General features: G+C 54.5%; 18 protein-coding genes. 9 read left to right on the plus strand and 9 right to left on the minus strand.

Annotated elements, in window-relative coordinates:
- Positions 1 to 154: 154 nt before the first annotated feature.
- The 3 genes from degS to zapG all read right to left on the minus strand — a co-directional run bounded on the left by degS (position 155) and on the right by zapG (position 3,315).
- The gene (gene degS / locus IV04_RS10860; RefSeq protein ID WP_037397666.1) at positions 155 to 1,213 is read right to left on the minus strand and encodes an outer membrane-stress sensor serine endopeptidase DegS; all 1,059 of its coding nucleotides are present in this window, start codon (positions 1,211 to 1,213) and stop codon (positions 155 to 157) included.
- A gap of 138 nt (positions 1,214 to 1,351) precedes the next feature.
- Entirely contained in the window at positions 1,352 to 2,722 is a 1,371-nt protein-coding gene (gene degQ, locus IV04_RS10865; protein ID WP_037397669.1) for a serine endoprotease DegQ, read from the minus strand.
- Between the two features lie 191 nt (positions 2,723 to 2,913).
- Positions 2,914 to 3,315 (minus strand): Z-ring associated protein ZapG, encoded by a 402-nt coding sequence (zapG, locus tag IV04_RS10870; protein ID WP_037397672.1) that lies wholly within the window; start codon positions 3,313 to 3,315, stop codon positions 2,914 to 2,916.
- Positions 3,316 to 3,546: 231 nt separating this feature from the next.
- Here zapG and zapE point away from each other — a divergent pair, with 231 nt between their 5' ends.
- From zapE to sspB, 5 genes are all read left to right on the plus strand, one after another.
- Positions 3,547 to 4,674, plus strand: a complete 1,128-nt coding sequence (gene zapE / locus IV04_RS10875; protein WP_037397675.1) for a cell division protein ZapE — start codon at positions 3,547 to 3,549, stop codon at positions 4,672 to 4,674.
- 221 nt (positions 4,675 to 4,895) lie between these two features.
- Positions 4,896 to 5,324: a 50S ribosomal protein L13 gene (rplM, locus tag IV04_RS10880; RefSeq protein WP_004958166.1), complete on the plus strand. Its 429-nt coding sequence runs from the start codon at positions 4,896 to 4,898 to the stop codon at positions 5,322 to 5,324.
- A gap of 15 nt (positions 5,325 to 5,339) precedes the next feature.
- Positions 5,340 to 5,732, plus strand: a complete 393-nt coding sequence (gene rpsI / locus IV04_RS10885) for a 30S ribosomal protein S9 (protein ID WP_037397682.1) — start codon at positions 5,340 to 5,342, stop codon at positions 5,730 to 5,732.
- Between the two features lie 385 nt (positions 5,733 to 6,117).
- The gene (gene sspA / locus IV04_RS10890; protein WP_037397685.1) at positions 6,118 to 6,759 is read left to right on the plus strand and encodes a stringent starvation protein SspA; all 642 of its coding nucleotides are present in this window, start codon (positions 6,118 to 6,120) and stop codon (positions 6,757 to 6,759) included.
- A gap of 5 nt (positions 6,760 to 6,764) precedes the next feature.
- Positions 6,765 to 7,247, plus strand: a complete 483-nt coding sequence (sspB, locus tag IV04_RS10895; RefSeq protein WP_037397688.1) for a ClpXP protease specificity-enhancing factor — start codon at positions 6,765 to 6,767, stop codon at positions 7,245 to 7,247.
- A 123-nt stretch (positions 7,248 to 7,370) separates the two neighbouring features.
- Here sspB and IV04_RS10900 read toward each other — a convergent pair whose 3' ends face one another.
- Entirely contained in the window at positions 7,371 to 8,789 is a 1,419-nt protein-coding gene (locus IV04_RS10900; protein WP_037397691.1) for a glutamate synthase small subunit, read from the minus strand.
- 11 nt (positions 8,790 to 8,800) lie between these two features.
- Entirely contained in the window at positions 8,801 to 13,261 is a 4,461-nt protein-coding gene (gene gltB / locus IV04_RS10905; RefSeq protein ID WP_037397695.1) for a glutamate synthase large subunit, read from the minus strand.
- Positions 13,262 to 13,958: 697 nt separating this feature from the next.
- Here gltB and IV04_RS10910 point away from each other — a divergent pair.
- From IV04_RS10910 to mtgA, 4 genes are all read left to right on the plus strand, one after another.
- Positions 13,959 to 14,891, plus strand: coding sequence for a TIGR01212 family radical SAM protein (locus tag IV04_RS10910; RefSeq protein ID WP_037397698.1), 933 nt, complete (start codon positions 13,959 to 13,961; stop codon positions 14,889 to 14,891).
- A 422-nt stretch (positions 14,892 to 15,313) separates the two neighbouring features.
- The gene (gene arcB, locus IV04_RS10915) at positions 15,314 to 17,653 is read left to right on the plus strand and encodes an aerobic respiration two-component sensor histidine kinase ArcB (RefSeq protein WP_037397701.1); all 2,340 of its coding nucleotides are present in this window, start codon (positions 15,314 to 15,316) and stop codon (positions 17,651 to 17,653) included.
- Between the two features lie 237 nt (positions 17,654 to 17,890).
- Positions 17,891 to 18,544: an isoprenoid biosynthesis glyoxalase ElbB gene (gene elbB / locus IV04_RS10920; RefSeq protein ID WP_037397704.1), complete on the plus strand. Its 654-nt coding sequence runs from the start codon at positions 17,891 to 17,893 to the stop codon at positions 18,542 to 18,544.
- Positions 18,541 to 19,272: a monofunctional biosynthetic peptidoglycan transglycosylase gene (gene mtgA, locus IV04_RS10925; protein WP_037397707.1), complete on the plus strand. Its 732-nt coding sequence runs from the start codon at positions 18,541 to 18,543 to the stop codon at positions 19,270 to 19,272. Before elbB ends, mtgA begins: the two co-directional genes overlap by 4 nt.
- Positions 19,273 to 19,923: 651 nt before the next feature.
- Here mtgA and dolP read toward each other — a convergent pair.
- The 4 genes from dolP to IV04_RS10945 form a co-directional block, all read right to left on the minus strand.
- Complete coding sequence (gene dolP / locus IV04_RS10930) at positions 19,924 to 20,499, minus strand: division/outer membrane stress-associated lipid-binding lipoprotein (protein ID WP_037397710.1); 576 nt, start codon at positions 20,497 to 20,499, stop codon at positions 19,924 to 19,926.
- A 10-nt stretch (positions 20,500 to 20,509) separates the two neighbouring features.
- Positions 20,510 to 21,100, minus strand: a complete 591-nt coding sequence (gene diaA / locus IV04_RS10935) for a DnaA initiator-associating protein DiaA (RefSeq protein ID WP_037397713.1) — start codon at positions 21,098 to 21,100, stop codon at positions 20,510 to 20,512.
- A 164-nt stretch (positions 21,101 to 21,264) separates the two neighbouring features.
- Complete coding sequence (locus tag IV04_RS10940) at positions 21,265 to 21,618, minus strand: YraN family protein (RefSeq protein WP_197062165.1); 354 nt, start codon at positions 21,616 to 21,618, stop codon at positions 21,265 to 21,267.
- Positions 21,615 to 23,615, minus strand: a complete 2,001-nt coding sequence (locus IV04_RS10945; RefSeq protein WP_037397717.1) for a penicillin-binding protein activator — start codon at positions 23,613 to 23,615, stop codon at positions 21,615 to 21,617. Before IV04_RS10945 ends, IV04_RS10940 begins: the two co-directional genes overlap by 4 nt.
- Between the last annotated feature and the right edge of the window lie 51 nt (positions 23,616 to 23,666).

Below are 23,666 nucleotides of genomic sequence, written 5' to 3' on the forward strand. Positions count from 1 at the left end.
GCTGAGGTTGATGACAAAGTGGCTTTTTAACCCGAGATACCCGGGTCTAGCGCACCGAGGGGCGCTCCGGCGGCTTACGCCGCTACGACCCCTTCGGCACGCTCCCCCTAATAACAGGCTTTGTCAGCAGTCTGAGCCCGGGAAACCGGGCTTTTTAGCTATTATCTTCCGGGAATTCACCCACCGTCATCTTTAACGTCAGGCGTTTACCTTCACGCAAGACCACGACCGGAATTTCCGTACCTGGGCGAATTTCCGCCACCTGATCCATGGTTTCCAGTACGGCTACTGCCGGTTTGTTATCCACGTTGATAATGATGTCGTTGATGTGAAAACCCGCGCTGGCCGCTGGCCCATTAGGCGATATTTCTGTCACGATAATGCCTTGCAGGCGATCAATACCGGTGTTGGAAGTGCGTACAGGGATAATCTCTTTCCCCTGAATGCCGAAATAGCCACGGATCACACGGCCATCACGGATCAGTTTGTCCATAATCTTGGTTGCCAGTGCGGTGGGGATGGCGAACCCCAAACCTTCGGGTGTTTCCCCATCGGTCACTTTGTCATAGGTGAGCGTATTGATGCCCATCAGTTCACCCAATGAGTTAACCAATGCACCGCCGGAGTTACCACGGTTGATGGAGGCATCGGTTTGCAGAAAGGTTTGTCGCCCGGTCGTGCTCAGGCTGATACGGCCAGTGGCGCTGATAATTCCTTGCGTCACGGTCTGCCCCAGGTTGTAGGGGTTGCCGATTGCCAACACCACATCGCCAATATGCGCCGGGCGTTGGTTATTAATGGGGATCACCGGCAAATTACCGGGATCGATTTTCAGCACGGCTAAATCGGTCAGGCTGTCGGAACCTACCAGCAGTGCTTCATAACGTCGGCCATCCTGCAGCACCACGGTGATCAACTGAGCATCTTTGATCACATGGCGATTGGTAATGATATAGCCGCGATCGTTCATGATCACACCAGAGCCTAGTGAGAGTACGTTGGTGGTGCCACTGATATTGCGGTTATAGATATTCACCACCGCAGGTGCTGCGCGGCGTACGCCGATGTTGTAACTGGCGGGGGCTTCGTTACTGCTGTTATCCGGTTTGCTTGCGAAAATATTATTGGAGGAGCGCAGCACGGGCAAGGCAACCAACAGCAGGCCGGCGACAATCAAACCAATAATGACGGAACGCAAAAGCTTAGCAAACATGGAGTTTTAACATGCAAAATGAAGGATAAATGGAGGATAGCATGAGTTAACCGGGTGCAGTATACCCTTATTATTTGAAGTCGCAGACAACTCCAACTATTTGGGGCAATAAGTTACCACACCCGGTTTTGCAGCAAATTAACGCATTAACAGATAAATATTTTCATTACCGCGCATAATGCTCAGCGCCGTAACGGCGGGTTTGGTTTCGAGCAGTTTGCGTAACGCCGTGATGTCTTCGATCCGTACCCGATTGATGCCGATGATCACATCCCCTTTCTGCAGGCCAATCTGGGCCGCCGGAGTGCCTTTTTCGACGTTCTCAATTTTCACCCCTTTCTCACCGCTTGGCAGAGCACCGTTGCTGAGAGAAGCACCTTGCAGTGAAGGAGAGAGCGTCTCGGCGTTGGTAGAGGCGCTTTCGCTGTTTTCCAGGGTGACTGAAACCTCCATCGGCTTGCCTTCACGCAGCAGTCCCACCTTGATGGTAGTGCCTGGTGCGGTAGTACCGACTTTGGCACGCAGTTCAGCGAAACTGCCGATCGGCTTACCTTCAATAGAAACCAGAATGTCACCGGCTTTGATGCCCGCTTTGGCGGCGGCAGATTTTGGTAGCACTTCACTGACGAAAGCACCGCGTTGCACATCGGTATTAAAGGCTTTCCCCATATCGGCGGTCATTTCGCTGCCCTTGATGCCCAGCAGGCCGCGTTTGACTTCGCCAAACTCAATCAGTTGTTTGCTCAGGCTCTGCGCCATATTGCTCGGGATGGCAAAACCGATACCGATATTACCCCCGCCCGGGGCCAGAATTGCCGTGTTGACGCCGATCAGTTCACCATTGAGGTTAACCAGCGCACCGCCGGAGTTGCCACGGTTGATGGAGGCATCGGTCTGGATGAAGTTTTCCAACCCTTCCAGGCTCAGGCCGCTGCGGCCCAAGGCGGAGATAATGCCTGAGGTGGCCGTCTGGCCGAGGCCAAACGGGTTACCGACCGCGACGGCAAAATCACCCACGCGCAGTTGGTCAGAATCGGCCATTTTTACCGCAGTCAGGTTTTTGGCACCGCTGACCTGCAGCAGGGCAATGTCAGACTGCTCGTCGCGGCCCAGCAGTTTGGCTTCGTATTCGCGGCCATCATTTAACTGAATGCTGATTTTGTCGGCATTATTGATGACGTGGTTATTGGTCAGGATATAGCCTTTTTCCGCATCAATAATCACACCGGAGCCCAACCCTTCAAAAGGACGTGAGCTTTCCTTCTGTGAAGGCATGTTCGGGCCGAAGAAGAACTTAAACTGCTCGGGTAATTGTTGGCGTTGTACCTGAGTGCCTTCCACACGCACGCTCACCACGGCGGGCAGGACTTTTTCCAGCATAGGTGCCAGGCTTGGCAATGGTTGCCCTTGAACGGCAACGGGCATGACTGCGTTGGCTACCGGAACAGAAGTGAGCGTCAGGCTGATGCTTATTGCTAACGCACTAAGAATTAATGATTTTTTCTTCATTGATAAGAACTCTCTTAATACCTGCCGGTGAAATTATGGTGATAAAGCAAGAACGATACCCATGTAAGACTGTGAATTTGCGTGAAAAGTTCACTTCATCGTCAGTAGCTAGGATAGCTCAGATGCGGGGGATCAGGCGTGGAAAAAATCAGCAAACCCGTGGGATGCCTCACGGGTTTGCATAAGAGAAATTAATCGCGGCGTGGGGTGGTGCCACGCAACAGGCCGGATGCCCCTTCGGAGTAGTCACGCGGCATTTCGACTGGGGCCTGATCGTTATCGGCCTCCACTTCGGTCAAACGATAGCGGAACGGGTTGTCTTGGAGCGGCAGATCCGGCAGCAGGTTATTGGAGCTTTTCGCCATATGCTGGTAGAGCTGGCGATAGTCACGAGCCATGTTATCCAACAGTTCGGCACTGCGGGCAAAGTGTCCAACCAGCTCTTGGCGGTATTCCTCAAGGTCGGTTTTGCTTTTATCCAACTCGTTTTGCAAGGCTTGTTGCTGACGCAATTTACTGTTACCAAAACGCATCGCCACCGCACCAATCACGATACCGACGGCCAAACCTATTAGCGCATACTCCCAGGTCATGATGACTCCTATTTTGACTTCGTTGTTCCGTAGGGATTTTTCACTTAATAATGTCCACTATAACCGTTAACCTTGTCAGAGTGGAATCCTGATAAGCCATTACCGAATGCTTGCAGGGTTTTTCTCTGGCCGTAGCGCAGGTAAATGTGGCGAACTGGGTGCGAAGCAGCAGCGAAACGCCGCGAAAATTTGCTAAATAAATTCTCAGAGTTCTTAGGGATCTTCGAATAAATGCAGGCACAGTCACCGTTATCACGCTACCAGCAGGCGCTGGATGCGGGGGAATATCAGGCCGATGCGGTTCAGCGTCAGGCTGTTGCGCAGTTGGATCAGATCTATCAGGCGTTGTTGCAGGCACCTGCTCAGGGGGCAACAGCGGGGGGATTACGCGGCAAGCTCAGCCGATTGTGGGGCAAAAGCAACACAACACCAAGCCAGCGCCCGGTGCAGGGATTGTATATGTGGGGCGGGGTCGGCCGTGGCAAGACCTGGCTGATGGACCTGTTTTTCCACAGTTTGCCGGGTGAACGCAAACTACGGCTGCATTTCCACCGTTTTATGCTGCGGGTACACGAAGAACTGACAGAATTACAGGGGCATGAAAATCCGCTGGAGATCGTGGCCGATGGTTTTAAGGCACAGACAGATGTGCTGTGTTTTGATGAGTTTTTTGTTTCGGATATCACCGACGCCATGCTGTTGGCAACGCTGCTGCAGGCGCTGTTTGCACGTGGGATTACTTTAGTCGCCACGTCCAACATTCTGCCGGATCACCTCTATCACAATGGCCTGCAGCGGGCGCGGTTCCTGCCAGCCATTGCACTGATCAAGGAATATTGTGATGTGATGAATGTCGATGCGGGTATTGATTATCGCCTGCGCACGCTGACACAGGCTCATCTCTATCTGACACCGCTCACTGTACAAACCCAGAGCACAATAGAGCAGATCTTTCTGAAGCTGGCGGGCAGAGAGGGGGAAGACGCGCCGGTATTGCAAATCAATCATCGGCCATTACCGACGATCCGTGCGGTGGAAGGGGTGCTGGCGGTGGATTTCCACACGCTGTGCGAGGAGGCACGCAGCCAGTTGGACTATATTGCGCTGTCGCGTCTGTATCACAGCGTGATGTTGCACAACGTGCGTGTCATGGGGCCGCTGAAAGAGAATACCGCACGCCGCTTTTTGGCCCTGGTGGATGAATTCTATGAGCGCCACGTCAAACTGGTGATAACCGCAGAAGTCTCCATGTTTGAGATTTATCAGGGCGAGCGGCTGAAGTTTGAATTCCAGCGCTGTTTGTCAAGGTTGCAGGAGATGCAGAGTGAAGAGTATCTGAAACTGCCTCATTTGCCATAAATCGCTGTTCGCCCCAAAAACTGTTCGATCTTTGTGGGCGACTTCTCTATAATCCTGCGACCCCACGTTACAACAAAGTTTTTTTTCCCAAAAACTTTATAGTGCCGGCAATGGCTATTCGAAGGGGTAGGTTTGCTGGACTTGATGGTCGTGTGAGCCTCAACTGTTTTCGAGCGTTTGGGTGTTCACCAACGTGTAACTAATTATTGGGTAAGCTTTTAATGAAAACTTTTACAGCTAAACCAGAAACCGTAAAACGCGACTGGTACGTTGTTGATGCAGACGGTAAAACTTTAGGCCGTCTTGCTACTGAACTGGCTCGTCGTCTGCGCGGCAAGCATAAAGCGGAATATACTCCGCACGTTGATACCGGTGACTACATCATCGTTCTGAACGCAGAAAAAGTTGCTGTAACCGGCAACAAGCGTAATGACAAGATGTACTACCACCACACCGGCCACATCGGTGGTATCAAAGAAGCGACCTTTGAAGAGATGATTGCCCGCCGTCCTGAGCGTGTGATTGAAATCGCGGTTAAAGGCATGCTGCCGAAGGGCCCGCTGGGTCGTGCAATGTTCCGTAAGCTGAAAGTTTACGCGGGCACTGAGCACAATCACGCGGCACAGCAACCGCAAGTTCTTGACATCTAATCGGGATTATAGGCAATGGCTGAAAATCAATACTACGGCACTGGTCGCCGCAAAAGCTCCGCCGCTCGCGTCTTTATCAAGCCGGGCAACGGTAATATCATTATTAACCAGCGCAGCCTGGAACAGTACTTCGGTCGCGAAACTGCCCGCATGGTAGTTCGTCAGCCGCTGGAACTGATCGACATGGTTGGTAAATTTGACCTGTACATCACCGTTAAAGGTGGTGGTATCTCTGGTCAAGCTGGTGCTATCCGTCACGGTATCACCCGTGCACTGATGGAATATGATGAGACTCTGCGTGGCGAACTGCGTAAAGCAGGCTTCGTTACTCGTGATGCTCGTCAGGTTGAACGTAAGAAAGTCGGTCTGCGTAAAGCACGTCGTCGTCCGCAGTTCTCCAAGCGTTAATTCCTGCTGCTTCGGCAGTACGATATACGCGAAAAACCCGGTGCCTCACCGGGTTTTTTTATGCCTGAAATACCTTGAAACTTCATGAAAATCTGCGGCCTGCTTGACAATTCAACATGAAATCGCCGCATAGTCCCCACAAAACAGTCAAAATCTGGTAGACTACCACCCACTTTTGCGCCTGTTCGCTGTGCAGTTGCTGTCAGTCTACCTCCGAGACCTGTTTTCTCGACCCAAGGTTGATCTGCAAGCTGCTGGCTTGCGGTCAAGATTATTCAGGATAGCAGCCTGAGAGGCCCAGTTGATTTCAAGTTGTCTGACAATTTGAAGGATGAAGGGAAGTTGGCTATTCGCAGTATTTTCTAGATAAAACTTGGAGGTTTTCATGGCTGTCGCTGCCAACAAACGTTCGGTAATGACGCTGTTTTCTGGCCCGACCGACATCTTTAGCCATCAAGTACGCATCGTACTGGCGGAGAAAGGTGTCAGCGTCGAGATCGAGCAGGTTGAACCGGATAACCTGCCACAGGATCTGATTGACCTCAATCCTTACCAAACGGTACCTACGCTGGTCGATCGCGAACTGACGCTGTACGAATCCCGTATTATCATGGAATACTTGGATGAACGTTTTCCACACCCACCGTTGATGCCGGTTTACCCGGTTGCTCGTGGCGAAAGCCGCCTGATGATGCTGCGTATCGAGAAAAACTGGTACTCGCTGATGTACAAAATCGAGCAGAACAACGGCCAGGAAGCAGAATCGGCACGTCGTCAACTGCGCGAAGAACTGCTGGCGATCGCCCCGATCTTCGGCCAAGCGCCGTATTTCATGAGCGAAGAGTTCAGCTTGGTGGATTGCTACCTGGCACCGTTGCTGTGGCGTTTGCCACAACTGGGTATTGAATTGAGTGGTGCCGGTTCCAAAGAGCTGAAAGGCTACATGACCCGCGTGTTCGAGCGTGATGCATTTCTGGCCTCCCTGACCGAAGCCGAGCGCGAAATGCGCCTGCAGACTCGGGGCTAAGCGTTATGGATACGTCTCAGATGACCCCGCGCCGCCCTTATCTGCTGCGGGCATTCTATGACTGGCTGTTGGATAACCAGCTCACCCCGCATCTGGTGGTGGACGTGATGCGCCCTGATGTCCAGGTGCCAATGGAGTTTGCCCGCGATGGCCAGATTGTGCTGAACATCGCGCCGCGCGCCGTGGGTAACCTGCAGTTGGGGGATAAAGACGTGAGTTTCAACGCCCGTTTTGGCGGTGTGCCACGTCAGGTACTGGTGCCAATGGCTGCGGTGCTGGCGATTTACGCACGTGAAAACGGCGCTGGGACCATGTTCGAGCCTGAAGCCGCCTATGAAGAAGGGGCTTTCGAAGATCTGGATAACCAAACCAGTGCTTCAGAGAATCTGATGTCAGTGATTGACGGCGATCGTCAGGAGCATGACCCAGAGGATGAACCGCCGCAGCCGCCACGCGGTGGCCGCCCGGCGTTGCGCGTCGTGAAGTAATCAGTAACCGGCAGGATAAAAAGGTACAGCATGCTGTGCCTTTTTTGTTGCCCAGAGCTTGGGCGCTCAGCAAAAAATAAAGGGCCAGCATGCTGGCCCCTTGGGATCACGCAGAGGGGTTAATTACACTTCCAGATAGCTCATGATGCCTTCTGCGGCTTTACGCCCTTCGGCAATCGCGGTCACTACCAGATCGGAACCGCGCACTGCATCGCCACCGGCGAAGATTTTCGGGTTGCTGGTCTGGAAAGCGTTATCGATATCTTCCGAAGCCACAATCCGGCCCTGTTTGTCGAGCTGCACATCATGCGCTGCCAACCAGTCCATTTGGTGTGGGCGGAAACCGAACGCCATCACCACCGCATCGGCATCAAGTACGTGCTCAGAGCCTGCGACCTGCTCGGCAACCTGACGGCCATTAGCATCCGGGGCACCCAACTGAGTACGCACCATCTTCACGCCTGCCACACGGCCCGCGCCGTTCAGTTCAATGCTCAGTGGTTGCAGATTGAATTTGAACTCTACCCCTTCCTCACGCGCATTCTTCACTTCGCGTTTAGAACCCGGCATGTTGGCTTCGTCACGGCGGTAGGCACAGGTGACCTGAGTCGCACCTTGGCGGATGGCGCTGCGCACGCAGTCCATCGCGGTATCACCGCCGCCAAGCACCACCACGCGTTTACCTTCCATGCTGATATAAGGTTCGTGCTGCGCCGCTTCATAGCCCATCAGTTGCTTGGTATTGGCAATCAGGAATGGCAGGGCATCATAGACGCCCGGTGCTTCTTCGTTCGCCAACCCGCCGCGCATCGACTGATAAGTACCCACACCAAGGAACACCGCATCGTATTCGCTTAACAGCGTCTCCATGGTGATATCTTTACCGATTTCGGTATTGAGCTGGAACTCGATGCCCATCTCGCTGAAGATCTCACGGCGTTTGATCATCACCTCTTTTTCCAGCTTGAAGGCCGGAATACCGAAGGTCAGCAGGCCGCCGATCTCGGGATGGCGATCGAAAACCACCGCTTTTACCCCGTTACGGGTCAGCACATCGGCGCAGGCTAAACCCGCCGGGCCAGCGCCGATCACCGCCACGCGCTTACCGGTGGGCTGCACGTGCGACATATCCGGTTTCCAGCCCATCTCGATGGCTTTATCATTGATATAGCGCTCGATATTGCCGATGGTGACCGCCCCGAACTCGTCATTCAGGGTGCAGGAACCTTCACACAGGCGATCTTGCGGGCAAACGCGGCCACAGACTTCCGGCAGGCTGTTGGTCTGGTGCGCCAGGTCGGCAGCTTCCATAATACGGCCTTCGTTCGCCAGCTTCAGCCAGTTGGGAATGTAGTTATGCACCGGGCATTTCCATTCGCAATATGGGTTGCCGCAAGACAGGCAGCGATCGGCCTGCGCTTTCGCCTGGGTTTCCGAAAACGGCTCGTAAATCTCGACAAACTCAATTTTACGGATCTTCAGCGGTTTCTTTGGCGGATCAACACGCTGCAGGTCGATAAATTGATAAACATTCTGACTCATTGCATGACCTCTTACTGTGCCTGAACCCGCAGCTCGGCGGCGCTTCGACTACGGTGACCCAACAACGCTTTGACATCGCTGGACTTCGGCTTAACCAGAGCAAACTTAGGTGCCCATTCCGGCCAGTTAGCCAGGATCTCTTCGGCACGCGACGAACCGGTGGCCTGCACGTGCTCGGTAATCAGACCGCGCAAGTGTTCTTCATGGATCGCCAGTTGGTCGACGTCTAGCACTTCCACCAGCTCTGGGTTGACGCGCTTACGGAACTCGCCGTCTTCATCCAGCACATAAGCGAACCCACCGGTCATGCCTGCACCAAAGTTGATACCGGTTTTGCCCAGCACACAGACGATACCGCCGGTCATGTATTCACAACCGTTATCGCCAATCCCTTCGACCACGGTGATGGCCCCGGAGTTACGCACCGCGAAACGCTCACCTGCGCGGCCAGCAGCGAACAGCTTGCCACCGGTTGCACCATACAGGCAGGTGTTACCGACGATGCTGGCTTCATGGCTGCGGAAGGCTGAGCCCACTGGCGGGCGCACGGCAATGCGGCCACCGGCCATGCCTTTACCCACGTAGTCGTTGGCATCACCGGTTAAGGTCAGCTCAACCCCACCCGCATTCCAGACGCCGAAGCTCTGGCCAGCGGTGCCGGAGAAGTGCGCCTTGATTGGATCGGCAGCCATACCTTGGTCGCCGTGCAGGTTCGCAATCGCCCCCGACAAGGTGGCACCGACGGAACGATCGGTGTTGCGGATATCGAAGTAGAACGTTTTGCTTTGCTTCGCTTCCACATGAGGCAGCGCCTGCGCCAGCAGATGCTTATTCAGCAAGCCCTGATCGAACGGCGGGTTGCTGCTTTCAGTACAATGCAGCGCTTTACCCGCATGTGGCGTGGCGGTTTTCAGCAACGGCGACAGATCCAGCTTGTTCTGCTTGGCAGAGATCCCATCCAGCTCGGTCAGGAACTCGGTACGGCCAATCAGATCGACCAACTGGCCGACGCCCAGCTCTGCCATGATCTCGCGGGTTTCGCGCGCGATAAACTGGAAGTAGTTGACCACGCGCTCCGGCAGACCGTGGTAGTGATCGCGGCGCAGCTTTTCGTCTTGGGTAGCAACACCGGTAGCACAGTTATTGAGATGGCAGATACGCAGGTATTTACAACCCAGCGCCACCATTGGGCCAGTACCGAAACCGAAGCTTTCTGCCCCCAAGATGGCGGCTTTAACAATATCGACGCCGGTTTTCAGGCCACCATCCACCTGCAGGCGGATTTTGTGGCGCAGGCCGTTGGCCACCAGCGCCTGCTGGGTTTCCACCAGGCCCAGCTCCCACGGGCACCCGGCGTATTTCACCGAGGACAGCGGGCTGGCACCGGTGCCGCCATCATAACCGGCAATGGTGATCAGGTCGGCATAGGCTTTCGCCACGCCGGTAGCAATGGTGCCTACACCCGGCTCGGAAACCAGCTTCACCGAAATCATCGCCTGCGGATTCACCTGTTTCAGGTCAAAGATCAGTTGGGCCAAATCTTCGATCGAATAAATATCGTGGTGCGGCGGTGGGGAAATCAGAGTCACACCCGGCACTGAATAACGCAGCTTGGCGATATATGGCGTGACTTTATCCCCCGGCAACTGACCCCCTTCGCCTGGCTTGGCCCCTTGGGCAACCTTAATCTGGATCACATCGGCATTCACCAGATAAGCAGGCGTCACACCGAAACGGCCAGAGGCTACCTGCTTGATACGGGACACTTTGTGGGTGCCATAACGTACCGGATCTTCACCGCCTTCGCCGGAGTTGGAGAAACCGCCGAGGCTGTTCATGGCGATCGCCAGCGACTCATGCGCTTCAGGGCTCAGCGCCCCGATGGACATGGCTGCGGTATCGAAGCGTTTGAACAGTGACTCCGCCGGTTCAACCTGATCGACCGGGATCGGCGTCCCCTGCGGTTTGATCGCCAGCAGATCGCGCAGCGTGGCGACTGGGCGCTCGTTTACCAGCTTGGCATAAGCCTGGTAATCGCTGTATTCACCGCTGTGTACCGCTTTCTGCAGCGAGTTCACCACGTCCGGGTTGTAGGCATGATATTCGCCACCGTGGACAAACTTCAGCAGCCCGCCCTGTTCCAGCGGTTTGCGTTTCAGCCACGCACGCTTATTCAGATTTTGCAGATCCTGTTGGAAGTCGCTGAAGCTGGCACCGCCGATGCGGCTGACCACGCCCTGGAAGCACAAATTGGACAGATCACGGTGCAGGCCGACGGCTTCAAACAGTTTCGAACAACGGTAAGAGGCGATGGTCGAAATGCCCATTTTGGACATGATCTTGTACAGCCCTTTATTGATACCGTTGCGGTAGTTCAGCATCACTTCGCGGTATTTCTTGTCGATCGCCTGGCTGTCCACCAGTTTGGCCAGCGTTTCGTAGGCCAGATACGGATAGATGGCGGTGGCACCAAAGCCCAGCAGCACGGCAAAGTGGTGCGGATCGCGCGCGCTGGCGGTTTCAACGATGATGTTGGCGTCGCAGCGCAGGTTTTTTTCCACCAGACGGCTCTGGATCGCCCCCACGGCCATCGGGGCCGGAACCGGCAGGCGCTGGCTGCTGATGGCGCGATCGGACAACACCAGCAGCACCGCACCGTCACGGACTTTACGCTCCGCTTCGTCGCACAGGGCGCGAACCTTCTGCTCCAGATCCTGCTCGGCGGGCTCGAAGGTCAGATCCAGCGTATCGGCGCGATAATATTCGCCTTCCAGCGTGGTGAGCTGTTTGAAATCCGAGTACAGCAGGATCGGTGATTTAAAGCTCAGGCGATGTGCCTGGCCTTCGGCTTCGCAGAACACGTTCATTTCACGGCCAATGCTGGTGGCCAATGACATTACGTGCGCTTCACGCAGCGGATCGATCGGCGGGTTGGTCACCTGCGCAAACTGCTGACGGAAATAGTCATAAATGATCCGTGGGCGGCTGGAGAGCACGGCAAACGGTGTGTCGTCCCCCATCGAACCGGTCGCTTCCTGGCCGATTTCACCCAGCACGCGGATCACCTGATCCAGTTCTTCGCTGCTGTAGCCGAACTGTTTCTGGTAGGTTTCGAGCGTGGCGTCATCCAGTTCACGTTTACCCACCTGATCGTCCGGCAACTCTTCAAACGGCACCAGACGCTTAACGTTTTTCTCCATCCACTCCTGATAGGGATGGCGGCTTTTCAGATCGTCATCGGTTTCGGCGGAGTGCAGGATCTTGCCGCTGCGGGTATCGATCACCATCAGCTCACCCGGCCCAACGCGGCCTTTTTCTACCACTTCATCCGGCTGATAATCCCAGATGCCCACTTCAGAAGCGCAGGTAATCAACTTGTCTTTGGTGATCACGTAGCGCGCCGGGCGCAGGCCGTTACGGTCCAGGTTACAGGCGGCATAGCGGCCATCAGACATCACGATACCTGCCGGGCCGTCCCACGGCTCCATGTGCATCGAGTTGAAGTCGAAGAAGGCGCGCAGATCGGTGTCCATATCCGGGTTGTTCTGCCAGGCTGGTGGCACCAGCAGGCGCATGGCGCGGATCAGATCCATCCCGCCCGCCAGCAGCAGCTCCAGCATGTTATCCAATGAACTGGAGTCGGAACCGGTTTCGTTAACGAAAGGCGCGGCAGTTTGTAAATCCGGGATCAGCGGCGTCTGGAATTTATAGGTACGGGCGCGTGCCCACTGGCGGTTACCGGTGATGGTGTTGATCTCACCGTTGTGCGCCAGATAACGAAACGGTTGCGCCAATGGCCAGCGCGGCACGGTATTGGTGGAGAAGCGCTGATGGAACAGGCAGATGGCGGATTCCAAACGCAGATCCGCCAGATCCAGATAGAAACGTGGCAGATCCGCAGGCATACACAGGCCTTTGTAGATCGTCACCAGGTTGGAGAAACTGCACACATAGAAGCTGTCATCCTGGACGCGCTTCTCGATACGGCGGCGTGCCACAAACAGGCGGCGTTCCATATCGCGCGGACGCCAGCCTGCAGGGGCGTTGACGAAAATCTGTTCAATACGCGGCAGGGAGGAGAGGGCGATTTCACCCAGCACATCCGGGTTGGTGGGAACTTCACGCCAGCCGACAATCGACAGTGTTTCGTTCTGCAGTTCTTCTTCCACAATGCGGCGGCTGGCGCGGGCTTCCTCTTCGTCGGTACTGAGGAACATCATGCCAACCGCATAGTTTTTGGCTAAACGCCAGCCGCGCTCTTCCGCCACCATGCGGAAAAAGCGATCGGGCTTTTGCAATAACAGGCCACAGCCGTCGCCAGTCTTGCCGTCAGCAAGGATTGCACCACGGTGTTGCATGCGGGCCAGTGCGTGAATGGCGGTGCGCACTACCTTGTGGCTAGGTTCGCCTTCTATGTGGGCGATCAGGCCGAAACCACAGTTGTCCCTTTCTTGGGATTTGTCGTACAACATATCAGTGAACCTCCCCAGGCTCTGCGTGACTCTCACAACCACCCACAAGGGGCTTCCTGGTTTCAGGCGGAAGTCCGAACGGCGCGCTGAAGTGTGCCGAACTGCTTTTCCGCCCTCCATCAATGGCCTCTCGTGACGGTTTTCACAAGTGGTAAATGACTTGTTTTAAGAGGGAGTCTTAAAATACTGCATAAATATGACGAGACGTTTGCCCGTCCAGAAAGCTTCCAGCGGACTTCCAACTTATACGAGAAAGAATACGCAGGTCAAATATGGGCCTAAGAAGGTTTTAGGGTGGATAAAATGCGTTTATTTTTTTGAAAAATAAGCTTTTTTAGACGTTTATTTCATTGTGATGGGGCAAAGGCAGGACTAGGAAAGTGTGAGCTGTCTCACTGTAGTGCAAGGCTTGGATCTCTGCACCATGCTGGTGAGAATGTTAATTTTAGATTTTTATGCCATAAAAATAATATTTATTGTTGGTTATGACTGTTTTTCATTGCTTTGTAACAAAAAGGCTAATAACGCTGTGCAGATTAGAAAAATTCATCGTAGTAGGGATGATTTTATTTGCAGTAATAATGAATAGTTATGCCTAGGGTAGCCTTTGGGAGAAAAGCGTTGATCTCTGTCATCGCAGGAAAAGCCACCTTTAGATTAGCATCACGGGCTTTGAACACAGAGAAACTCCAAGATTATGCAGTTGCCGCAATTAGTCAATATGTTTGGCAGCGATCTTCAGCGCCGCTATGGTGAGAAGATCCACAAACTCACGCTGCATGGCGGTTTTAGCTGCCCGAATCGCGACGGTACGCTTGGCCGTGGCGGCTGCACTTTCTGCAATGTCGCCTCATTTGCCGACGAGCAGATGCAGCAGCAGAGCATTGCCGAACAACTGGCCGTGCAGGCGCGCAAGGTCAACCGGGCTAAACGTTATCTGGCCTACTTTCAGGCCTATACCAGTACTTATGCAGAAGTGGAACTGCTGGCCAAGATGTATCAGCAGGCACTGTTGCAGGCAGAAATGGTCGGGATTTGCGTGGGGACTCGACCGGACTGTGTACCCGATGCTGCGCTTGATCTGCTGGCAGATTATTGTGAACAGGGGTTTGAAGTCTGGTTGGAACTAGGGCTGCAAACGGCGCACGATAAAACGCTGAGACGTATCAACCGTGGCCATAATTTCTCCTGTTATCAGCAGACCGCACGGCGGGCGCGTGAACGCGGCCTGAAGGTCTGTAGCCATCTGATCGTTGGCCTGCCGGGGGAAACTCAGGCCGATCATCTGGCAACCTTGCAAGCGGTGGTGGACAGCGGGATAGACGGTATCAAGCTGCACCCATTGCATATCGTCACAGGCAGCATTATGGCGCGAGCCTGGCAGGCGGGCCGTTTGCCGGTGCTGGCGTTGGATGATTACGCCGCCAGCGCTGGTGAAATGATCCGCCATACGCCGAAAGAGATTGTCTATCACCGTATTTCCGCTAGTGCGCGTCGGCCAACGCTGCTGGCACCATTATGGTGCGAAAACCGCTGGAATGGCATGCAGGCGGTGGGGAGTTACCTGCAATGCCATGGTGGCCAGGGCAGCCAGTTGGGGGCGGAGCAGAGGTATCAGGCAGCGTTATAACTGCAGGCTACCCGTTGTTCTGGCACGATCTGGGCCAGCAGAATGGCGGTCAAGTAGCTGTCCATGGCATGCCCGCTCGGGTAAGAACCGCCTTCTGGTGGTGACAGCAGCGAGAGAAAATAGTCCTAAGGCTTCGGTATCCGTGTTTGAACGGAGGGGCTCCGCACACGGTATTTCATTCATATATTAATGAACGGTCAATCTCAAGAGGGTAAACAGTGGGGTGAATCACAAATAACTCTTTTAATAACAATTGATTAGTTATTAAGTGTTAGAGGTTTGACTGACGCATCTTCGCTGCGGAAACACTGTGCTGGCAGCGTGACAAATGCCGTTATTTTCCATTAGCTCGACATCACTCCCAGACGCAGGGGAAAAGTTTACGGTATGATTTAACTGATTATGTTTGATGGGAATGGCTCATGAAGCAACTCCGGGTGTTAGCCCAGTACTACGTTGATTTGATGGTAAAGCTTGGTCTGGTGCGCTTTTCGCTGTTGCTGGCTTCTGCGCTGGTGCTGCTGGCGATGGTGGTGCAGATGGCGGTCACCATGCTGCTGAGTGGTCAGGTAGAGCGCATTGATGTGGTGCGCTCGATCTTCTTTGGCCTGTTGATCACACCCTGGGCGGTTTACTTCCTTTCGGTGGTGGTCGAGCAACTGGAAGAGTCACGCCAGCGCCTGGCACGGCTGGTGGATAAGCTCGAAGAGATGCGCAACCGCGATCTCGCCCTGAACCAGCAGATGAAAGAGAACATTACCCAGCTTAATCAGGAAATTGCCGAGCGCATCAAGGCGGAAGAAGGCCGCCAGCAGGTAATGGATAAGCTGACCGAAGAAATGGAACAGCGTGAGCGGGCGCAGGTGGAGCTTGGCCAGCAATCCGTGCTGTTACGCTCTTTTCTCGACGCTTCACCCGATTTGGTTTACTACCGGAACGAAGACAAAGAGTTCTCTGGTTGTAACCGGGCGATGGAACTGCTGACCGGCAAGAGCGAAAAGCAGCTGATCGGCCTGACGCCGTTTGATGTGTATAGCCCGGATGTCGCCGAGAAAGTCATCGAAACTGATGAAAAAGTGTTCCGCCATAACGTTTCGCTCACTTACGAACAGTGGCTGGTGTACCCGGATGGGCGTAAAGCCTGTTTTGAGTTGCGCAAAGTGCCGTTTTACGATCGCGTGGGCAAACGACACGGGCTGATGGGGTTTGGCCGCGATATAACCGAGCGTAAACGCTACCAGGACGCGTTAGAGAATGCCAGCAGGGATAAGACCACCTTTATCTCAACGATCAGCCACGAGCTGCGTACGCCGCTTAATGGCATTGTTGGCCTGAGCCGCATCCTGCTCGATACCGAACTTAATGACGAACAACTCAATTATCTGAAAACCATTCACGTCAGTGCCATTACCCTAGGCAATATTTTCAATGACATCATAGAGATGGATAAACTCGAGCGGCGCAAAGTGCAGTTGGACAACCAGCCGATCGATTTCACCGGCTTTCTGGCCGACCTGGAAAACCTCGCTGGCCTGCTGGCGCAGCCCAAAGGGTTGCAGTTTGTGATGGAACCGCAGCTCCCCTTGCCGCAGAAAGTCATCACCGATGGCACGCGTCTGCGCCAGATCCTGTGGAACCTGATCGGCAATGCGGTGAAATTCACTCCTCAGGGCCGGATTGTGGTGCGAGTGCGGCATGAAGATCATGAGCGAATGACTTTCGAAGTGGAAGATTCCGGCCTGGGTATTCCGCAGGATGAGCAGGATAAGATCTTCGCCATGTATTACCAGGTGAAAGACCAGAACGGTGGGCGGCCTGCGACCGGAACGGGTATTGGTCTGGCGGTTTCCAAGCGGTTGGCGCAAAGCATGGGTGGTGATATTACCGTGCAAAGCGTACAGGGGCACGGTTCTTGCTTCACGTTGACTATCTCGGCCCCGGCGGTGCAAGAGGTGGTGAACCAGGCCGAGCAAGAAGAAGAGTTGCCATTGCCGGCACTGCACATTCTGCTGGTGGAAGATATTGAACTGAACGTGATCGTTGCCCGTTCGGTACTGGAGAAACTGGGTAACAGTGTGGAAGTGGCAATGAACGGCTATGATGCGCTGGCGATGTTTGACCCGGACGAGTTCGACCTGGTGCTGCTGGACATTCAGTTGCCGGATATGACCGGGCTGGATATCGCTCGTGAGCTGCGCAGCCGTTATAGCGGGCAGGCGTTGCCGCCGTTGATTGCTTTGACGGCTAATGTATTGAAAGACAAGAAAGAGTATCTTGATGCGGGCATGGACGATGTGTTGAGTAAACCTTTGTCGGTACCGGCTTTGACCCAGATGATCAAACATTACTGGGATCTTCAACCCTCACATACCACAAAAAAAACGGAGCAAAAGGCGATGCAGATTAATGAATCCTTGCTGGATACCGCAATGCTGGAGCAGTACATGGAACTGGTGGGGCCACAGTTGATTTATCAGAGCCTGGATATGTTCGAACAGGTGATGCCGGGTTATCTGGCGCTGCTGGATTCTAATATGACCGCACGTGACCAGAAAGGGATCACCGAAGAAGGCCACAAGATTAAGGGCGCAGCGGGTTCCGTCGGGCTGAAGCATCTGCAGCAACTGGCGCAGCAGATTCAGACTCCGACCTTACCGGCATGGTGGGATAACGTGCAGGATTGGGTGGATGAACTCAAACTGGAATGGCGTAACGATGTGGCAATGCTGCGTGCCTGGGTGGAGAACGTTGAAAAAAAATGACCCCGACCTAGGCCGGGGTGCGCGAATATTGCGCCAACACCAGGGAAATCGTGAACCTGCGTATTGGTTTTCAATGTTCAGGTAAAGCAGGTTGAGGAAAATTCGTATACATCATACAGCGAACAACATAGCAAATGTAAGCGCTCTTGTTAGAAGATTCATTAAAATGTGTGATGTAGTTATTGTTTGTTGGCTTTGGGTACTCATCCATTGGTCGTCCTGATTGGGAGAATATCGATGAAACAGGTAGGCGTAGTACTGAGTGGCTGTGGTGTTTATGACGGTGCGGAGATCCATGAAGCGGTGTTGACATTACTGGCATTGGATCGTGCTGGTGCTCAGGCGGTATGCTTTGCACCAGACGAAGAACAACTGCATGTTATTAATCACTTATCTGGTGACACCTTACCCGAAAGACGTAACGTTTTAATCGAATCGGCGCGCATTGCACGTGGGAAAATTCTGCCTCTTTCCCAGGCCGATGCCAGCCAGTTGGACGCTCTGATCGTACCCGGTGGATTTGGTGTGGCGAAGAATCTTAGCAGCTTTGCTGAGGAGGGGGCCGAATGCATCGTTAATACCGATTTTGCTGCGATTACGCAAAAAATGCATAAGGCGCATAAACCAATTGGTTTTATGTGTATCGCACCCACCCTGTTACCCAAGATTCTGGGCCAGCAAATCCGGCTGACCATTGGTAACGATCCCGATCTCGGTGAGGTGATTGACGCCATGGGAGGAGAGCCGGTGATTTGCCCGGTGGATGATATTGTGGTCGATATTGAGCACAAAGTGGTCACGACACCGGCCTACATGTTGGCTCAGTCGATCGGTGAGGCGGCGCGCGGAATTGATAAGCTGGTGTCACGGGTGTTGGATTTAGCTGAATGAGCAGATTTGCGGCTAAGCTGGTGATTCCCCGGTTGTGGTATTGGCTTAAACGCGCATTGTTGGCAGTGGTGGGGTTCTGGCTGGCGGGAATGATCCTGTTTGCTTTCCTGCCGGTGCCTTTTTCTGCCGTGATGGTGGAGCGGCAAATCAGTGCCTGGTTGAGCGGTGATTTCAGCTATGTGGCTCATTCTGACTGGGTGCCGATGGATGAGATCTCGCCGAATATGGTGCTGGCGGTGATGGCCGCAGAGGATCAGAAATTCCCCGATCATTGGGGTTTTGACGTGGCGGCCATCCAGAAAGCGCTTAGCCACAATGAGCGGCGTCCGACGCGGATTCGTGGTGCTTCTACGCTGTCTCAGCAGATGGTGAAAAACCTGTTTCTGTGGGATGGCCGCAGTTGGGTGCGCAAAGGGCTTGAGGCCGGGCTGACGGCGGGCGTTGAACTGGTATGGACCAAACGCCGTATTTTGACGGTGTACCTCAATATTGTCGAATTCGGCGAGGGTATTTTTGGGGTGGAAGCCGCCGCTCAGCGTTTTTTCAACAAACCGGCCAAGCGGTTGACGGCATCTGAAGCTGCCTTGCTGGCGGCGGTTTTGCCGAATCCTCATAGGTTTAAGGTGAAAGCCCCTTCAGGATACGTGATTCAGCGCAAGCAGTGGATCCTGCGTCAGATGCAGCAGTTGGGTGGGGCGGAGTTTCTAAAAGAGAATGAGCTTGATTGAGACAGCCTGAATGTATGCGCCTCTGCTTTGCGGACGACAGATTGAGATGGTGCTTCCTCCCGTGGAGTTGTCTCTTGTTCACATTTTGAGGTTTATTGTGGGATGGGTGTTTATTTCGGTCGTTATACCTTTTGTGTTTACTCAGTAACGCGGGTGAACACGACCGAGTTGGGGGCTCAAGAGCCAGCCCCCAACACCCCGGCCCTTGCCATATCAGGCGGTGGGCTGCGCCCACTTCCCTCACTCCGACACCGCGCATCACGGCCGGCTACGACAGTCGTCCCTGACTGTCTCGCCTGAACGCGCCGTCCGTGGCGCGTTCGCCTATGCGCGGTGTCTCCGTTCGGCGCCTTCAATGGCCTCAACACCCGTGCTCATCTCACCGACAATAATGTCTAATCTATTGTTATCAATATCCCTGTAAAGGGTGTACGGCGAAGGAGTCCGCGTAGCGGGCAGGCCATGTTAAGCGTGGGCGGGGTGCAGGGCCCCGCCTTGGGCCCTGCAATTGCCGTTCACAGTGGGGTCATGGGATTGCATGCTGTTTACGGCAATTCCCATTACACCTGACTGGCAGAGACAAGCACGATGTGTATAAGAGACAGCACTGGGAGAGGGCCGGGGTGAGGGTATCTACCCCGGCGTTCGAGTTTACTTAACGTAGGTAAATGCCGTGGTGACGTGCTTGACACCGCTAATCTGGCTGGCGATTTGAGCTGCGGATTGCCCTTCTTTTTGCGTTACCAGGCCCAGTAAGAACACTTCACCATTCTCGGTCGTCACTTTCACGTTCGAGGATTTGACCGTATCGGTGGTCAGGAGCTGTGAGCGGACTTTGGTGGTGATCCACGTGTCGACCGATGCCGTGCCCAGGCTGACAGGCGTGCCCTGGCGGATTTCGTTATACACTTCTGTAGCACCCTCTACGCCGAGTGCGATCTGCTTGGCGCGGCTGGCAAGCTCGCGATTGGGGGCCTGACCGGTGAGCAGCACCTTGCCTTGATAAGCGGTGGCGACAACCCGGGCTTCTTTTTTCAGTTGCTGATCTTTGCTCAGGGCATTTTCAACCCGAGCTTCCAGGGTTCCGTCATCAACCTGTGTTCCTACGGAACGTGGATCGGTGGCAGTTTTGGTGGCTACGGCGGCACTGCCGACCACGACAGCACCCACACAGCCTTGTAACAGCAGGGCGCTGAACAGTACTGCTAATGTTGTTTTCAGCTTCATCTCAGTTCCTTTAATCGTCCTGGTGGGGGAACAATGTATTATCAATCAGGTCACATAGGCAATTTACGGTAAACATATGCATTTCCTGAATACGAGCGCTACGGTGGGAGGGGATACGGATCTCAACATCCTGCTGGCCGAGTAAACCTGCCAATTCCCCACCGTCGTGGCCCGTGAGTGCCACAATGGTCATATCGCGCGTCACTGCCGCTTCAACCGCTTTCACAATATCACGGCTGTTACCACGGGTGGAAATCGCCAGCAAGACGTCTCCGGTATGGCCCAGCGCCCGCACCTGTTTGGCATAGACCTCATCATGCAGACGATCGTTGCCGATCGCGGTCAGCACCACGTTATCGGCATTCAGCGCGATAGCGGGCAGGCTGGGGCGCTCGGTTTCAAACCGGTTGATCATGCTGGCGGCAAAATGCTGAGCATTGGCAGCGGAAGTCCCGTTGCCGCAGCACAGGATCTTGTTACCGTTTAATAATGATTGGACCAGGGTCAGCGCGGCGCGGGATATTGCGTCAGGTAGGGCTTCCGCCGCCGCAATCTGGGTTTGGATACTCTCGGTAAAACAGACTTTGATTCTATCCAGCACGTTGTTTTAATCCATTTAGTCAAAGACCGGCTTGCGCCGGTATACCCATCACACTTCAAGCCGCAGGCGTGTGGCTTTTCCCTCTCGGGGCCAGCATAGGTGCTGTGCAAAAACGCATCGCGTCTTTGTCCTGCTGCTCGAATTATTTAGGGTACAAACCATAATTAATCCGCATTGAAGGCATTCGGTATCCATTCTATCTGGCTACCGGTGATCGCAAAAACATCAAAACGGCAAGATGATGTGTCAAAACTGGCTCCGCGCCCCGCCAGCCAAACGGCGGCGGCGTGCAGCAACCGCTGTTGCTTGTGGTAAGTGATGCTGGCAGCCGCATCACCAAAGGTGGCACTGCGCCGGTAGCGCACCTCAACGAACACCCAGGTTTGACCATCGCGCATGATGAGATCCAGCTCACCACCACGCACCGCCACGTTGGCGGCGGTGAAGGTCAGCCCAGCGCGTTCCAGATAGCGGCGGGCCTGTATTTCGTAGCCCGCCCCTTTGGCGCGTTGGCTCAGGAGGCCGGAACGACCATGCCCTGGCGGTATTGCAACCAAGTCAGTTTCCTGGCGATCACACAGTGAGGGGAAGAGCTCAGCACACCGCTGGCACCAGATACCTGGAACCCCGGTAACTGGCGCATTTCAGCAAAGTGATTGCTCAATGTCCAGGCATCCATTCCCATGGCATACAGGCGTACCAGAGAATAGTCGTTACGGAACTGGGTGCTGACCTGCTGCTGCAACTGTGGATTCACCCCGGCCAGTAAAGGAATGTCACTGAACTGCAAGCCTTCCATTTCCAGACGGAAGTCTGGGCCAGCACCCGCCTGGTAGCTGCGTGAACTGGCGAACATGGCTGGCTTGCTGCGGGAATTGGTGGTCATGTCGATCATCGGTTTGATCAGCGTTAACTGATCTTGTGTGGCAATGATGTACACCGCATCAATACCTCCGCCGCTGGCGGCGGGGACTTCGCTTGGCTGAGCCGGAATGGTCAGGCCCGCGATAGTCACCGACTCTGGCGCTGATGCGGCGACCGATACCGGCGTACCGCTCATACGGATACCACCGCTGTTGACCATCTGGCGCAACTCAGTCGTAGAACCGATGTTTTGTTGCAAGACGGTTTGACCGCCCTGTTTCTGCCACTCTTCGGCAAAGGCTTTGGCAATGCGATCGCCAAGCGCACCGCGTGGGATCAGCAGCAACGGCAGGCGTTTCTGCTGGGCCCAGATATGGCGTGCTGCATCACGGGCTTCATCTTCTGGTGAGAGCGCAAAATAACAGATGTTCGGGCTGTCTTGCGGCTGTTCCGGCTGGTTGAGGGCCAGTACGTTCAGTGGGGTTGGCGTGCTGGCAAGCTGATCAACATCGGCTTTCAGCAATGGGCCAACCACCAGTGTGGCACCATCCTGCTGGGCTTGGGCAAGCAGGGCAGGCAATGGCTGGCTGGAGGTATCGTACACCTTCACCTGCGTATTGGCGGAAGGCGTTGGCAGGGCTGGCGTGGTTGCTGGCGCTACCGGTTGTGCGATGGCGGCATCCGTAGCAGGCGCAGAAGGGCTCACGGCCCCATCGGCGTTGGCTACCGCAGCCGCATTTTGATCCAGACCATTGCCCGGCGGTGGTGTTTGAACCGGCGCGCTAAGCGTGATGCCACTTTGTGCGGCGGCAAAACCTTGCTGGATAGCATCGGCAAACACCTTAGCCTGACCATTGAGCGGCAACAGGAGTGCGATGCCTGAGGTCGAGGCCTGGCTGAAATTCAGCACCTGGGTTAATTGCGTTGGCAAGCTTTTGGCCGCTGGGTTTTGCGGGTAGCGGTTCTGCCAATCTTTAATGCCTGCTTTCAGCAGTGCTGGATCCTGCTTGTTTTCCTGATAAACCCGCAACAGATCCAGCCAGCCCTGCAGCACGTTTTCGTTGGCGTTGATCACCAGGCTGTTCATATCTGCGGGCTTGAGGCCAAGCAGCGCCTGCCAGGTTTTATCCAGGTTCTCCTGCCGCGCATTGGCAGGCAACAGCGGTTCCTGAGCAATATAGGCACGAATCAGCGGCAGTGAGGCTTGGCCCTGATTGGCGGCAATCTGTGCCTGATACAGACGCACGAGCTGATTCTGTGAAAGCAGGCTGCTGTCGATGCTGTTCAGCGAATTGCGTGCAGCATCGTAACTTTTGTTGTTCACCTGCAATTCTGCGAGCAATAACTGGCGTTCCACCAAGCGTTGGTTGTTCATATCTTGCGGCAGAGTGTCCAACTGCGCCGCCGCCTGCGGCAATTTGCCCTCGCGGATTAATGCGCGAATAGCAAGTAATTGCCAGTCAGCCTTGTTATCATCGCTACTTTGCTGCAGTTGTTGCAGATAGTAATCAGAGTTGGCGCTCGCTTCATCTTGTATATTTATGGGCGGAGTTTGTGGCGCCTGGCTCGGGCAACCTGCCAAGAGCAGGGCTGCCAGTACAGCAGGGAGTAAACGCCCTGCTTTGGTACGAATGAATGTTGAGGAAAGCATACTGTATCCAGTGATGTTTTTTTCAAGATGCTCAATATTAAATCGGCAATC

Origin of the sequence: Serratia sp. Ag1, assembly GCF_000743355.1 — a bacterium.
GTDB lineage: Bacteria > Pseudomonadota > Gammaproteobacteria > Enterobacterales > Enterobacteriaceae > Chania.